Below are 14,227 nucleotides of genomic sequence, written 5' to 3' on the forward strand. Positions count from 1 at the left end.
CCGTGCCTCCCGACGGTCCTGGCGAGACCGTCCGGCGGCCGGGCCGGGCCAGGCCAGGCCGGGCCAGGCCGGGCCAAACCGGTCAGGTCTGGTCTGGTCTGGGCCGGTCAGCGCGAGCGCTGCGCGTGCGCGACCGCCCAGAGACCGACGGCGCTCGCCGCGGCCACGTTCAACGAGTCCACCCCGTGGTGCATCGGGATCCGCACGGTGGTGTCCGCGGCGGCGACCGCCGCGGGCGTCAGGCCCTGGCCCTCCGTGCCCATCACGAGCGCGACGCGCTCGGGGACGTCCGCGACGAAGGCCTCCAGGTCGACGGAGCGGTCGGTGAGCGCCATCGCGGCCACGTGGAAGCCCTGGGCGCGGAGGTCCTCGCCCGCCGCCGGCCACTCCCCGATGCGTGTCCACGGCACCTGCAGCACGGTGCCCATGCTCACCCGGACGCTCCGCCGGTACAGGGGGTCGGCGCACCGCGGGCTGACGAGCACCGCGTCGGCACCGAGCCCGGCGACGCTGCGGAACACCGCGCCGACGTTCGTGTGGTCGACGACGTCCTCGAGGACCACCACGAGGCGTGCGTCGCGGACGACGTCGGCCACGGACGGCAGCGAAGGGCGGTGCATCGCGGCGATCGCCCCGCGGTGCATCCGGAAGCCGGTCAGCTCCTCGAGGAGGGCGTCCGACCCGACGAACACCGGGCCGTCGTGCCCGTCGACCAGGGGCAGGACGCTGTCGAGCCACTTCTCCTGTACGAGCACGCTCCGCGGGACGTGACCGGCCCGGACCGCGCGCTCGATGACGGTGTTCGACTCGGCGATGTACAGGCCACCCTCGGGCTCGGTGACCCGTCGGAGCGCGACGTCGGTCAGGCGCGCGAAGTCGTCGAGGCGCGGGTCGTCGAGGGAGTCGATGCGGACGGGGTGCACGGTGCTCGTTCCGGTCGGGAGGGCGGTGGTGGTCCGGCTCGGGCCCGGCGGCGCGGGTCCCGGTCCGGGGCGGCGCCCGCACGGGGAAGGCCCGGGGACGCTCGGCGGTTGAGGGTACCGTGGACACGATGGCGACGAGCGACGGCACTGCGGACGACACCGCGGGGGGACGACACCGCGACGGACGACAGCGCGACGGACGACACCGCGACGACCGGTGCGACCGCTGCCGCGTTCGAGCAGGCGGTCGCGGTCCTGCAGGGCAAGCGCATCGCCGTGCTCACCGGCGCGGGTGTCAGCACCGACTCCGGGATCCCGGACTACCGCGGAGCAGGCCGGGTGGTCCGCAAGCCGATGACCTTCCAGGAGTTCCTCGCCGATCCCGCCAAGCGGCAGCGCTACTGGGCCGGGTCGCACCTCGGCTGGCGGACCTTCGCCGCGGCACGCCCGAACGACGGGCACCGCGCGCTCGCGGAGCTCGAACAGGCCGGCGTGGTGAGCGGCATCGTCACCCAGAACGTCGACGGGCTGCACCTGCGCGCCGGATCGCGTCGGGTGGTCGAGGTGCACGGCTCGATGGACCGGGCGGTGTGCCTGACGTGCGGGCAGGTCTTCTCCCGCGCCGACCTCGCCGCGGTGCTCGACCGTGACAACCCCTGGATCGACGAGCCCGGGACGGTGCAGCTGCAGCCGGACGGGGACGTCGAGATCACCGACGTCGAGCGGTTCCGCGTGCCGGACTGCACGGTGTGCGGCGGCGTGCTCAAGCCCGACGTGGTGTTCTTCGGCGAGTTCGTGCCCGCCGAGAAGTTCCGCGAGGCCGTGTCCATCGTCGCCGAGGCGGACGCGCTCCTCGTCGTCGGGTCGTCGCTCACCGTGAACTCCGGCGTCCGGCTCCTCGACCACGCGACGCGGCGCAGGCGACCGGTCGTCATCGTCAACCGGGGCGCCACGCGGAGCGACCGTCGTGCCGCGGTGAAGCTCGACGCCGGGACGACCGAGACCCTCGTCGAGCTCGCGGCCCGGCTCACCGCGTCTGCGATGATCGACGGGTGACGACCCTCCTCTGCCTGGTCCGACACGGCGAGACCGACTGGAACCGGCAACGGCGCATCCAGGGGTCGACGGACGTGCCCCTCAACGACACCGGGCGACGGCAGGCGGCCGAGACCGCCGCGCTCCTGGCACGCCGGTCGTTCGACGCCGTCGTCTCGTCGCCCCTGTCCCGGGCCCTCGAGACCGGGACGATCATCGCCGACCACCTCGGGTTGGCCGCCCCGGCGGCGTACGACGGTCTCCGGGAACGCTCCTACGGCGAGGCGGAGGGTCTGACCCACGTCGAGATCGCGGAGCGCTGGCCGCACGACGCCGTCCCCGGGCGCGAGTCCCGCGCGGCGCTCCTCGACCGGGTGACCGAGACGCTCGCCGAGATCGCCGTGCGCTACGACGGCGGCGCGGTCGTCGTCGCGACCCACGGCGCGGTGATCCGGACCGTCGTCGACGCCGCTGCACCCGGGACGGTCGAGCGGTCGACGGTCCCGATCCGCAACGGGTCGGTGCACACCTTCCGGTGGGACCCCGAGCGCTTCCGTGCCGAACTGGTCCGCTCCGACGACCCCATCGACGACCTGTCGGACGCCCCGGGCCGGTACGCGTTCGAGTACCAGAACCCGCTCGAGCGCCGAGGCTGACGCCGCCCATCCGGGGAGCGTGCCGGGCGGCGTCGGACTAGCCTCCGGTGCACGGCGGCCCGACGACCGGGACGCCGCTGCGAGGTGAGGCAGTGAACGCAGGTGGACGGCATGCCGGCGACCGCTCCCGGGAGGGCGACGCCCTCCGTCGCGATCCGTGGGGCGACGACGACGACCTCGATGCCACGTTCGGGCCGGACACGGCCTCCGTCCGGACCCGCACGGGCGGCGAACGGCTCCGGGCCGGGACCCTGGTGGTCGTCGGCGTGGTCGTGGTGGCCGCGGTCCTCGTCCTGGTGCTCGGGGTCATCCTCGGCCAGGTCCAGCGTGGGGTCGGCGGCGTGTTCCCGCAGCCCGACGCGGACGGGCGCCGCTTCGTGACCGCTGCCGCCGCGCTGCCGGGCGTCGCCGCCGTGGACGCGCCCCGGACGGAGAAGACCTCGTTCGCGGGCTACGACGTCACCGCGGTGGTGCACGCCGAGCCCGACCTCCCCGCCACCGACCGACGGGCGCTCGTGACCGCCCTGAGCACCGCGTCCGCCGACTCCTCCGGCTCGGGCGTCCGCATCTGGGCGACGCTCGACCTCGGTGCCGTGCGGGTCGGGGTCTCGGACTCCCCCCGAGACGAGCCAACGGCGACTCGAGCTCGCCGACGGCCTCGCGGCGATCGGCGGCGTGCTCACGGTGACCTGCGTCTTCGCCGACGCGACCGACGGTCGGTCGGACGCCCCCGCCGCACAGGACGTGGTCGTCACCACGCACGGCCAGGGCGTGGGCTTCGCCGCGGTCGCCGCCGCTGCCGAGGCGGTCGGGGACGACGTGTTCCCGGGCGTCCAGGTCCGCACCCGTCACCCCTGACAGGTCGGACCGTCCGGTCTCCTCCGCCGTCCCGTCCGCTCCGCCGTGCCGTCCGGCGTGCCGCCAGCGGTCCGGCCGCGCCCTCAGCTCCGCCGACGCCGCGACCGGTCGGCCACGGCCCGCTCGACCGCCTGCGTGACGCGCTCGGCGGAGTCCTGCCACCGGAACCGGGAAGCCTGCGCGACGGAGGCCGACGACGCCGCGTCCCAGCGGGCCTCCAGGCGGCGGACGGCGGCCGCGACGGCGGACGGTGACGACGGGTCGAAGTACTCCGCCGCGTCGCCGCCGATCTCGCGGAAGATCGGGACGTCGCTGACGACGACCGGTGTACCGACGCCCATCGCCTCGACGAGCGGGATGCCGAACCCCTCGTCGAACGAGGCGGTCGCGAGCGCCGTGGCGGAGCGGAGGACGGCGAGGTACTCGTCGTCGGTCGCTCCGTCGTGGAACACGAGCGCGCCGGCGGGGGCGAGCCGCTGCAACCGCGTGCGGTCGGCGGCGGTGACACGGGACATGCAGTGCAGCGTCCAGTCCGGACCGAGCAGGGGCAGCGCCGCGGCGAGCGTCTCGACGTTCTTGTACGGCATGAACGAGCCCATGTACACGAGCGACTTCGTCCGTCCACCGTCGGCGGCCCGTGGCTCGGCCGGGTCGGCCGCGTTGTACGCGACGGTGACCGGGCGGGTCGTGAGACGGTGCTCGGCGATGAGGCCCGCCGTCGTCCCGGAGACGGTCACGACACCGTCGGCCCCGTTCAGCAGGAGGCGCTGCGGCCACCACGCCAGGTGGAACGCCCGCCAGCCGAGACGCAGCGGCCACGCGAACTCCCGCGGTGGCGTCCGGTTCCGGTAGTAGATGAGGTCGTGCAGGGTCAGCACGAGCGCGTACCGGCGCCCGCGTGAGCCCATCGTCTGCATGGGCGAGAAGACCGCGTCGAGGCCGAGCCGGTTGACGTGCCGCGCGACGAGGGGCTCGCCGGGGTCGGTCGGCGCCGGGATGCGTTCCCACGGCACTCCCCCGGGCAGCGAGGCCAGCTGGCGTTCGTCGGACACGAGCAGGACGTGGTCGTGTCGGTCGGGCAGGTGCGCGGCGATCCCCGCGGTGAAGCGGCTGATCCCGTCGTGTCGACCGATCCGGACGTACCGGCAGTCGATGCCGATGCGCAGGCGCGTCACGAGGGGTCGCCTCCCGTCCGGCGAGTGCGGTCCGCAGCGCCACCGTTCGGTCCCTCGGGAGCGTTCGGTCCCTCCGGCGCGGTCGGTCGGCGCGTGGCGCTCGCCCGGCGCGGGGTGCTCGCCCGCTTCCGTCGGCCGGGAGCGCCCGGGGCGGGGTCCGCCATCCGGCGCAGGACCGCCGCGGCCGCCGCGGCCGGCGTCTCGTAGTGCACGAGGTGACCGACCTCCGGCACGACGACGAGCTCGGCGTCGCGGAGTCGCGACGCGAGGGCACGCTGCTCCGGCACGGCCGTGATGTCGTCACGCTCGGCGGCGACCATGAGCACCGGCACCGCGATCCGGTCGGCGAACTGCGAGACGTCGGAGGTGACCGAGGTCCGGAACGCCTCGAGGACGCTGGTCCGGTTCGCGAACGCCGAGAAGTACCGGTCGTGCTGGTCGTGCACCCAGCGGCGGACCGTCGGGTCGGCGGACTTCAGCATCGCGATGCTCATCGCGCGGACGATCCCGCGGTTGCGCAGCAGCCCGAGGCCGAGCGCGCGGGGCAGCCGGGCGCCGAGCCGGTAGTACGCGATCGCGACGGCCGTACCGATCGCCCGTGGACCCTGCAGGGCCGGGGCGGCGATGGGGTTGACGAGGACGAGCAGGCGCGTGTCGAGCCCGGCGGCCACCGACGCGGCGACGACGATCGAGCCGAACGAGTGCCCGAGGACGACGGTGTCGCCGTCGAGTCCGAGCGCGGAGTGGAAGCCGTCGAGCCAGGCGACGTACGCGTCGAGGTCCGCGGTCGGGAGCGGGTCCGACGTGCCGAAGCCGGGCAGGTCGGGCACGATGACGCGCACGCCCGACGGGTGCCCGGCCACGAGGTGCGCCGCGACGGACTCGAGCCCGTGGTGGTCCCCACGGAAGCCGTGCACCGCGAGCACGGTCGCCGGAGGTGCGTTGCGGGCACGGCCCTCGGCGCCGACCGCCGGCCCGTACTCCCAGTAGTGCGTGGTCCGGCCGTCGACCTGGACCGCGCGGTGCACGACGGGGGGTCGCCGCCAGGAGCGACTGGTACGGGGACAGCACGGGCGGTTGCATCCGCGCCAGTCTAGGGAAGCCCTCCGGCGTGCGCCGTGACCCGTCCTGCGGGTCCCGCCGTGTCGGTGCGGTTGGCTAGCCTGGCCGCGTGACCTCCCCCCGCTGCCGCCGTCGACCCGTCGACCCGGCCCCCCGCAGGACCTGACGACCCGACCGTGGTGGCACGCGCTGGGCGTCTTCGACCTCGAGACCACCGGCATCGACGTCGAGACCGCCCGCATCGTCACCGCCCACGTCGGGCTGATCGACATGACCGGGCGCTCCATCGTCGAGGGTGCGTGGCTCGCCGACCCCGGTGTCGCGATCCCGGAGCAGGCGTCCGCGGTGCACGGGATCACGACCGAACGTGCACGGGCAGAGGGCCGACCGGCCGGCGAGGTCGTCGCCGAGATCGTCGCCGCGGTCGAGGCCGTGTTCGCCCGCGGGATCCCCCCTGGTCATCTACAACGCCCCGTACGACCTCACCGTCCTCGACCGGGAGGCGAAACGGCACGGCATCGCCTCCCCCCGTGATCGGCAACGTCGTCGACCCGCTCGTCATGGACAAGGCGCTCGACACCTACCGCAAGGGCAAGCGCACGCTCGAGGCCGCGTCGGCGTGCTACGGGGTCCGGCTCGACGACGCGCACGACGCCGGCGCGGACGCCATCGCCGCCGGACGGGTCGCGCAGGCCATCGCCGCGAAGTACCCCGACGACCTCGCGATCAGCGCCGAGGAGCTCCACCGCAAGCAGGTCGCCTGGTGCTCGGAGCAGGCGACCTCGTTCCAGGAGTACATGCGGGCGAAGCGTGACCCGACGTTCACCGCGGACGGCCGGTGGCCCCGTCGCCACTCGGTCCCGGGCATGTAGCATTCCGAACGGGGCGTGCTCGACCGTGCCGTCCCCCCTGACGACGCACCACGCACCATGGGGAGATCTGCGCACGTGTTCCTGAAGACCTTCGGGTGGTCCCTGGCCATCACCGTGATCGCCCTGGCCGTGGCGCTCGTGTACGGCGGGTGGAGCGCGGTCATCATCACCGCCATCCTCGGCGTGCTCGAGATCAGCCTCAGCTTCGACAACGCGGTCGTCAACGCCCGCATCCTCGAGCGGATGAACCCGTTCTGGCAGAAGATGTTCCTCACCGTGGGCATCGTCATCGCCGTCTTCGGCATGCGCGTGCTCTTCCCGCTGCTGATCGTCGGGGTCACGGCGTCGCTCAACCCCGTCGAGGCCGTCCAGCTCGCGCTCGAGAAGGGCCCGATCGACGAGCCCGGTACGTACGCATACCTGCTGCACGAGGCACACCCGCAGATCGCCGCGTTCGGCGGCATGTTCCTCCTCATGATCTTCCTCGACTTCATGTTCGAGGAACGCGAGATCCTGTGGCTGAAGTGGCTCGAGGCACCGCTGCTGTTCATCGGCAAGCTCCCGATGGTCAACGTCGTCGTGGCCCTCGTGGTCCTCGCGATCGCGGGCACCACCGCCGGCGACCACCAGTCGATCGTCCTCGTCTCCGGGATCGCCGGACTCGTCACCTACTTCCTCGTGACCGGTCTCGGCGGGCTGTTCGACGTCGACGACCCGGAGGACGACGGCAACTCGTTCGAGAACACCGGCGAGATGGTGGCCGAGGCGAACCGGATCAGCGGCAAGCGCAAGGTCGGCACAGTCGCCGGCAAGGCCGCGTTCCTGCTGTTCCTCTACCTCGAGGTCATCGACGCGTCGTTCTCGTTCGACGGCGTCATCGGCGCCTTCGCGATCACCGCCGACCCGATCATCATCGCGCTCGGCCTCGGCCTCATCGGTGCCCTGTTCGTCCGGTCTCTCACCGTCTTCCTGGTCCGACAGGGCACGCTGGACGAGTTCGAGTACCTCGACCACGGTGCGCACTGGGCGATCGGTGCCCTCGCGGCGATCCTGCTCATCACGATCACCACCGAGGTGAACGAGGTCGTCACCGGCCTGATCGGCGTCGTGTTCATCATCGCCGCGTTCATCTCCTCGGTGGTCCGCAACAAGCACAAGACCGGCGAGCACCAGCCCGCCGACCAGCACGTCCCCGTCGCCTCCTGACACCAGGGGCGACCGCTCCACCGCAACCACACGAAGGGTTCACCGCCATGGGTCTCAGCCTCCAGAAGGGCCAAGCGCTCTCGCTCACGAAGAACGACGGGAGCGCACTGACCCGCGTCCGGCTCGGTCTCGGGTGGGACGCCGTCACGACCAAGCGCGGCCTGTTCGGTCGCAAGGCAGCCGACGTCGACCTCGACGCCTCTGCGATCTTCTTCGGTGCCGACGGCCAGCCGGTGGACTACGTGTGGTTCAACCAGCTCCGGAGCAAAGACGGCTCCGCGCAGCACACCGGCGACAACCTGACCGGCGACGGTGACGGCGACGACGAGGTCATCCGGATCGACCTCAGCGCGGTGCACGGTGCCGTCCAGCAGATCGTGTTCGTCATCAGCAGCTACAGCCGGCAGACGTTCGACAACGTGCAGAACGCGTTCTGCCGGGTGGTCGACGACTCGACGGCCGGCGCTCCCGAGGTCGCCCGCTACCAGCTCACCGACTCCGGGCAGCACACCGCGATGGTCATGGCGAAGGTGTCCCGCACGGGAGCAGGATGGACCTTCACCGCGATCGGTGAGCGGGCCGACGGCCGGACCGTGCAGGACCTCGTCGGTCCGGCGGCAGCCGCACTCTGACCCGCCCGGACACCGCAGCACCGCACCGACGGAAGGACGATCGATGGCGACCCTCTCGCTCTCGAAGGGCAACAACCTCTCGCTGACCAAGACCGACCCGGGCCTGCGCCGGGCGATGATCGGCCTCGGATGGGACCCGCGCACGACCGCGGGCGAGCAGTTCGACCTCGACGCCTCGGCTCTCCTCGTCGGCGCGAACGGCAAGGTCCGCTCGAACGACGACTTCATCTTCTACAACCAGCTGCAGTCGGTCGACGGCTCCGTGGTGCACCAGGGCGACAACCGCACCGGTGAGGGCGACGGGGACGACGAGCAGATCCTCATCGACCTCGACCTCGTGGCCGCGGACGTCGCGCGCGTCGTCATCGTCGTCACCATCGACCAGGCCGACGCCCGGCACCAGAACTTCGGGCAGGTCCGTGGTGCGTTCTGCCGCGTGGTGAACGACGAGACCGGCAACGAGGTCGTCCGCTTCGACCTCACCGAGGACGCGGCCTCGGAGACCGGCATGATCTTCGCCGAGATCTACCGGTACGACGGCGAGTGGAAGTTCCGCGCCGTCGGCCAGGGCTACGCCACCGGACTCCGCGGCGTCGCGACCGACTACGGCGTCGTGCTCGACTGACGCTCCCCTCCAACCCGAAAGGACCGATCATGGCCGGACTCTCCCTCAGCAAGGGCGGCAACCTCTCCCTCACGAAGACGAGCCCGGGACTCACCGTCGCCACCGTCGGCCTCGGCTGGGACCCGCGCACCACCGCCGGCGAGGCCTTCGACCTCGACGCCTCGGCCCTGCTCGTCGGCGCCGACGGCAAGGTGCGCTCGGACGCCGACTTCATCTTCTACAACCAGCCCCGCAGCGCGGACGGTTCCGTCGAGCACAAGGGCGACAACCGCACCGGCCAGGGCGACGGTGACGACGAGCAGATCGTCATCGACCTGCAGAGCCTGCCGGCCGACGTCGACCGCGTGGTCGTCGTGGTGTCGATCGACCAGGGTGAGGCCCGCCGCCAGAACTTCGGACAGGTGCGCAGCGCGTACTCACGGGTGCTCGACCAGGACGGCACGGAGATCGTGCGCTTCGACCTGTCCGAGGACGCCGCTCCGGAGACCGCGATGATCTTCTCGGAGATCTACCGCAACGGCGCCGAGTGGAAGTTCCGTGCGGTCGGCCAGGGCTACCAGTCCGGGCTCGCCGGCGTCGCGACCGACTTCGGCGTCAACCTCAGCTGACCCGCCGGGCCACCACACTCGCCAGCTCTGCACCACCCCGTCCTCCCACCACGTCACAGGAGACCACCGATGCCCGGACCGCTCGCTCCGCCGGAGCCCACCGACCCGTCCCAGGACGCACTCGTCCTCCGCGCTGCCGACGCCGCCGAGGTCGTCACGCCGGATGACGCTCCGGGGATGGTGCCGGTGGACGCCGGTCGTCAGGCGCAGATCGCGGCCCAGGCCCGTGAGTTCGTGGACGAGGTCGCGGGCCTCGACCCGCGGTCGCCGGCGTTCACCGAGAAGGTCGACGGCATCAACGCCATCGCGAGCTCGGAGATCGCCCGGTCGGGCGGCTTCTCGTCCCGCATGCTGGAGCGCTCGCAGTCCTCGGTGGCGGGCGCCAAGCGCACCGGCGACGGCGCCCAGGTGAAGGTCGCGACGACCCTCGGTGACCTGCGCTCCACCGTCGAGGACCTCACGCCGAACCAGGCCGACCTCAGCACGGGCCGGAAGATCCTCGGCATGATCCCCGGCGGCAACAAGCTGGCGAAGTACTTCCAGCGCTACGAGTCGGCGCAGACCCAGCTCGACAAGATCATCAAGTCGCTCATGGCGGGGCAGGACGAACTCCGCAAGGACAACGCGACCCTCGCTGACGAGAAGGTCCAGCTGTGGGAGACCATGCAGCAGCTGAGCGAGTACGCCGTGTTCGCGAAGGCCCTCGACGCGGCCACCGTGTCGAAGATCGAGAGCCTGCGGAACGGCGGTCGGGTCGACGAGGCGCAGAAGCTCGAGTCCGACGTGCTGTTCCCCGTGCGCCAGCGGCACCAGGACATCCTGACGCAGCTCGCCGTGTCCGTGCAGGGCTACCTGGCCATGGACCTCGTGCGGAAGAACAACACGGAGCTCATCAAGGGCGTCGAGCGCGCCCGCACCACGACCATCGCGGCGCTCCGCACGGCCGTCGTCGTGGCGCAGGCCCTCGCGAACCAGAAGATGGTGCTCGACCAGATCGACGCGGTGAACAACACCACGAACGCGATGATCCTGCAGACCAGCGAGATGCTCCGCGACCAGACCACGCGGATCCACGAGCAGGCGACGAACTCCGGTGTGAGCGTCGAGACGCTGCAGAAGGCGTTCGACAACGTGTTCCAGACCATGGACGCGATCGACTCGTTCCGCTCGCAGGCCGCGCAGAACATGTCGTCGACCGTCTCGGCGCTCGAGTCGGGCATCCAGCGCGCGAAGCCGTACCTGGAGCGGGCCCGCCAGGGCGACGACGACCAGCGATCGGTCACGCGATGACGACCGCGGTCGACTCCCGTGCGTGACCGTCTCCGCGCACTGTTCGGCCGCGACGACGACGACCAGGACCGCCGTGTCGCCGACCCCGATGCCGAGACACCCGCGTCGGCGGCGGCCGCTGCTGCGGCACGCATCGACGTCCGCGGATCGGGTGGGGCCGCCGACGACGCGACCGCGGCTGCCGGCCTCGACGACCTCCGTGCCTTCGTGCGCGCCGCCGGGGCCGACCTCCCGACCGTCGTGTCCTCGCGGGTGCGCCACGTGGAGGACCTGCTGCGCGACGCCGCCGGGACCGTGATCGCCCGGGGCGCGTCGACGGAGCAGCGGTACCTGTTCCAGGCCGTCGTCGACGACTACCTGCCCACGCCCGTCCGCACGTACCGGTCCCTGCCCCCCGTCGGACCGCACCCCGGACAGCACCGCCACGGCGACCCTCGCCGGCCAACTCGACGTCGTCGCGGAGACGGTGGAGGACATGCACGATCAGATCAGGAGCGGCGCGATCGCCGAACTCTCCTCGCACGGCCGGTTCCTCCGGGACCGCCTCGGTGACGGTGACGAGGGTCTGCGTCTGCGTGGAGCGGACTCGTGAGCGGGCGGCTCGTCCCGGGAGCGAACGCCGCCGTCACGGCTGAGAACCCCGGGCTCACGGCCGTGGTCGTCGGCATCTCGTGGGACCAGATCGCGAGCCGCGGCCCGTCCGCGGAACTCGTCCCGGTCGCGATCGTGTGCGGGCCCGACGGACGGGTGCTGTCGGACGACGACCTGGTGTTCTTCAACCAGCTCGAGAACGCGGACGCCTCGGTGCGGTACCTCGACGAGTCCGACCAGGAGGAGATCGACGTCGACCTCGCCTCGGTCCCGGACACGGTCGACAAGATCGTCTTCGCGGTCTACCTCGACCCGGACCCGCGGTCACCGAAGGACCTCGGCTCGGTGCGCTCGATGTCCGTCCGGGTGAGCACACCGGACGGTCGGGAACTCCTCGTCTTCCCGCTGCCGTCCGAACGCAACCACATGATCGACGCGGTCATCCTCGGCGAGCTGTACCGCCACCGGTCGGAGTGGAAGTTCCGCGCCGTCGGCCAGGGGTACACGACGGGGCTGACGGGTCTGCGCGCCGACCACGGCATCGGCCGCTCGCGATGACGGCAGGGCACCCGTTCCTCCGCCGGCGCGTCCGTCCCACCCCGCCCGGCCAGGAGGCCCGTCCCGGCGCCGCAACGCCTGGTGCGTCGCATGCGTCGCCCGCTCTCGGCACCGCGGGCACCGGCTCTCCCGTCGGACGGCCGCCGGCCCCGCCGCCACACGTGTCCCCGGCGTCGAGCGGGCAGTCGCAGGCGAGCGGTTCCGGTTCCGGGCTCAGCCTGTCCTTCGGCCGACCGGCACCGACGTCCGGTGGGGGGGAACGCGGCTCCCGCCCCGCCGACGACCGGCCACTCGGTCCCCGGTTCGGCGACGACGGCCACCCCGTCGAACCGGTCCACGCACGCCTCCACCCCGGTGTCCGGTACGACCCGCTCGGACCGTGTCGCCCGTCGCCTGGCCGAGCGCGCCTCCCGGATCCGTCCCTTCCCGGCACCGGACCCCCGTGACGTCCGCGTCCTCGGACCGGACGAGCCCGTCGCCCGCATCGACCGTCGCCGGTCCGCCGTGGGGGGCGCTGCGCATCACCGGGTCCACGAGCGTCGCCTGGGAGTCCGTCGACCGCGTCGTCGGCGCCACCACGGTGGACGGCGCCACCGCCGGACGGGCTGTGCAGACGTCCGGCAACCGACCGCTCGTCGGGTACGACGGTCGCGACGTCCTCGTCTCCCTCCGGCACGTCCGCGACCTCCGGCGTGCCCTCGTGATGTGCCGGGGGGCAGGAGCGTCTCGTCGTGGCCCTGCACGACGGCACGACCCTGGCCGTCGACCCCGGCGACGCGGACACCACGGTGATCCTGGCGCTCTCCGTCATCGACGGTGAACTCGAGCTCCGCGCCGAGCCGTTCCCCCCGGGCGTCCCACGACGGGGACGTCTTCGCCGCATTCGGGTTCGTCCTGTCCGCCCCGACAGTCGGAGTCTGATCCGTGCGCCACTTCGCCGCCGTTCCCGACCAGGAACAGCTGTTCCTCCGCCCGCCCGAGGACGTCACCCGGGACAGCGACCAGGACCTCCGCGCGGTGGCCCTCGGTGCGACGCTGTACACGCCGGGGATCCGCCCCGACCTCGTCCGCGACGTCCGCCGGCAGACCGAGCTCGGTGCCGGGTCGATCGTGCTCTGCCTCGAGGACTCCGTCGGCGACGACGACCTGCCGCGCGCCGAGGCGAACGTGGAGGCGGCACTCCGGACCCTGACCGAGGACGCCGACCCGGCCACGCTGCCGCAGCTGTTCCTGCGCGTCCGGACACCCGAACACCTCACCCGGCTCGTGGACCGGCTCGGCGACCGTGCGCTCGACGTGCTCAGCGGCATCGTCCTGCCGAAGTTCGAGAACAGCGACGGCGTCGGAGCCCGGTGGTTCGACGTGCTCGACGCGGCGAACGCCGGGCGCGGGTCCGACCGTCGGTTGCTCGTCATGCCGATCCTGGAGTCGCCGGCGATCATGCACCGCGAGTCCCGGACGGACGCCCTCGCCGACGTGCACGACCTCCTGCTCGCCCGCCGCCGGGACGTGCTCGCCGTGCGCATCGGCGCCACCGACCTGTCGAGCGTGTACGGCCTCCGGCGCCCCTCGCACCTGACCGTGTACGACGTGCAGGTGCTCGCGTCCGTGATCGGCGACGTGGTGAACGTCCTCGGCCGCGCGCGGGACGGCTTCGTCGTCGCCGGGCCGGTGTGGGAGCACTACCCGGACTCCGACCGCGTGTTCCGCACGCAGCTCCGGGCGTCGCCCTTCCAGGAGGCCGGCGACCTGGCGCTCCGCCGGCAGCTGCTCCTCGAGGGGTTCGACGGGCTCCTCCGCGAGGTCACCCTCGACCAGGCGAACGGTCTCACCGGCAAGACCGTCATCCACCCGCGGCACGTGCCGCTCGTGCACGCCATGTCGGTGGTCAGCGACGAGGAGTTCTCCGACGCGTCGGACGTGCTCGCGAACGCCTCGGGCGGGGTCGCCGCGTCGAGGTACGGCAACAAGATGAACGAGATGAAGCCGCACCACGCCTGGGCGGAACGCACCATGCTGCGGGCCCGGGCGTTCGGTGTGACCACCCCGGACGTGACCTACGTCGACCTGCTCGAGCGGAGCCTCCCGTGACCACGACCACGCTGCCGACCCCCGCCGACCTCGGTGTCGAGCTCG

General features: G+C 72.4%; 15 protein-coding genes and 1 pseudogene. 13 read left to right on the forward strand and 3 right to left on the reverse strand.

The genetic code is table 11. The features are described from left to right. Positions 1–107: 107 nt before the first annotated feature. Positions 108–923, reverse strand: a complete 816-nt coding sequence (locus DEJ15_RS11105; protein WP_110824985.1) for a TrmH family RNA methyltransferase — start codon at positions 921–923, stop codon at positions 108–110. A 255-nt stretch (positions 924–1,178) separates the two neighbouring features. On the opposite strand from DEJ15_RS11105, the gene DEJ15_RS11110 reads away from it, so the two are divergent. From DEJ15_RS11110 to DEJ15_RS11120, 3 genes are all read left to right on the forward strand, one after another. After that, positions 1,179–1,979, forward strand: a complete 801-nt coding sequence (locus tag DEJ15_RS11110; protein WP_284176197.1) for an NAD-dependent protein deacetylase — start codon at positions 1,179–1,181, stop codon at positions 1,977–1,979. Next, on the forward strand, positions 1,976–2,614 hold the full coding sequence (locus DEJ15_RS11115) for a histidine phosphatase family protein (protein WP_110824987.1): 639 nt from the start codon (positions 1,976–1,978) through the stop codon (positions 2,612–2,614). Before DEJ15_RS11110 ends, DEJ15_RS11115 begins: the two co-directional genes overlap by 4 nt. Before the next feature lie 675 nt (positions 2,615–3,289). Then, positions 3,290–3,472, forward strand: a complete 183-nt coding sequence (locus tag DEJ15_RS11120) for a hypothetical protein (protein ID WP_284174997.1) — start codon at positions 3,290–3,292, stop codon at positions 3,470–3,472. A gap of 83 nt (positions 3,473–3,555) precedes the next feature. Here the strand turns inward: DEJ15_RS11120 and DEJ15_RS11125 are convergent, their stop codons facing one another. Next, positions 3,556–4,638 (reverse strand): glycosyltransferase family 4 protein, encoded by a 1,083-nt coding sequence (locus DEJ15_RS11125; protein WP_110825211.1) that lies wholly within the window; start codon positions 4,636–4,638, stop codon positions 3,556–3,558. 5 nt (positions 4,639–4,643) lie between these two features. Next, the gene (locus DEJ15_RS11130; protein ID WP_349814699.1) at positions 4,644–5,675 is read right to left on the reverse strand and encodes an alpha/beta fold hydrolase; all 1,032 of its coding nucleotides are present in this window, start codon (positions 5,673–5,675) and stop codon (positions 4,644–4,646) included. A gap of 196 nt (positions 5,676–5,871) precedes the next feature. On the opposite strand from DEJ15_RS11130, the pseudogene DEJ15_RS11135 reads away from it, so the two are divergent. The 10 genes and pseudogenes from DEJ15_RS11135 (at position 5,872) to DEJ15_RS11180 (ending at position 14,182) form a co-directional block, all read left to right on the forward strand. Beyond that, positions 5,872–6,581: pseudogene (locus tag DEJ15_RS11135) on the forward strand (exonuclease domain-containing protein). Positions 6,582–6,656: 75 nt separating this feature from the next. Then, positions 6,657–7,787 (forward strand): DUF475 domain-containing protein, encoded by a 1,131-nt coding sequence (locus DEJ15_RS11140; protein WP_110824990.1) that lies wholly within the window; start codon positions 6,657–6,659, stop codon positions 7,785–7,787. A 47-nt stretch (positions 7,788–7,834) separates the two neighbouring features. Beyond that, positions 7,835–8,419: a TerD family protein gene (locus DEJ15_RS11145; protein ID WP_110824991.1), complete on the forward strand. Its 585-nt coding sequence runs from the start codon at positions 7,835–7,837 to the stop codon at positions 8,417–8,419. 43 nt (positions 8,420–8,462) lie between these two features. Beyond that, positions 8,463–9,044: a TerD family protein gene (locus DEJ15_RS11150; protein WP_110824992.1), complete on the forward strand. Its 582-nt coding sequence runs from the start codon at positions 8,463–8,465 to the stop codon at positions 9,042–9,044. A 29-nt stretch (positions 9,045–9,073) separates the two neighbouring features. Next, complete coding sequence (locus DEJ15_RS11155; protein WP_110824993.1) at positions 9,074–9,652, forward strand: TerD family protein; 579 nt, start codon at positions 9,074–9,076, stop codon at positions 9,650–9,652. Positions 9,653–9,721: 69 nt separating this feature from the next. Continuing rightward, positions 9,722–10,942, forward strand: a complete 1,221-nt coding sequence (locus DEJ15_RS11160; RefSeq protein ID WP_110824994.1) for a toxic anion resistance protein — start codon at positions 9,722–9,724, stop codon at positions 10,940–10,942. An 18-nt stretch (positions 10,943–10,960) separates the two neighbouring features. Further along, positions 10,961–11,494 (forward strand): hypothetical protein, encoded by a 534-nt coding sequence (locus DEJ15_RS11165; RefSeq protein WP_284174999.1) that lies wholly within the window; start codon positions 10,961–10,963, stop codon positions 11,492–11,494. 36 nt (positions 11,495–11,530) lie between these two features. Further along, positions 11,531–12,091, forward strand: a complete 561-nt coding sequence (locus DEJ15_RS11170; RefSeq protein WP_110824996.1) for a TerD family protein — start codon at positions 11,531–11,533, stop codon at positions 12,089–12,091. A gap of 442 nt (positions 12,092–12,533) precedes the next feature. Then, the gene (locus DEJ15_RS11175) at positions 12,534–12,911 is read left to right on the forward strand and encodes a hypothetical protein (RefSeq protein WP_284175000.1); all 378 of its coding nucleotides are present in this window, start codon (positions 12,534–12,536) and stop codon (positions 12,909–12,911) included. A 104-nt stretch (positions 12,912–13,015) separates the two neighbouring features. Continuing rightward, complete coding sequence (locus DEJ15_RS11180) at positions 13,016–14,182, forward strand: HpcH/HpaI aldolase/citrate lyase family protein (protein ID WP_110824998.1); 1,167 nt, start codon at positions 13,016–13,018, stop codon at positions 14,180–14,182. The last annotated feature ends 45 nt before the right edge of the window (positions 14,183–14,227 follow it).

Origin of the sequence: Curtobacterium sp. MCJR17_043 (assembly GCF_003224315.2) — a bacterium.
GTDB lineage: Bacteria > Actinomycetota > Actinomycetes > Actinomycetales > Microbacteriaceae > Curtobacterium.

Excerpts from the sequence above, each read along its gene's own strand:
- DEJ15_RS11155 (WP_110824993.1), top strand. The coding sequence starts at position 9,074 with ATGGCCGGACTCTCCCTCAGCAAGGGCGGCAACCTCTCCCTCACGAAG.
- DEJ15_RS11160 (WP_110824994.1), top strand. The coding sequence starts at position 9,722 with ATGCCCGGACCGCTCGCTCCGCCGGAGCCCACCGACCCGTCCCAGGAC.
- DEJ15_RS11150 (WP_110824992.1), top strand. The coding sequence starts at position 8,463 with ATGGCGACCCTCTCGCTCTCGAAGGGCAACAACCTCTCGCTGACCAAG.
- DEJ15_RS11145 (WP_110824991.1), top strand. The coding sequence starts at position 7,835 with ATGGGTCTCAGCCTCCAGAAGGGCCAAGCGCTCTCGCTCACGAAGAAC.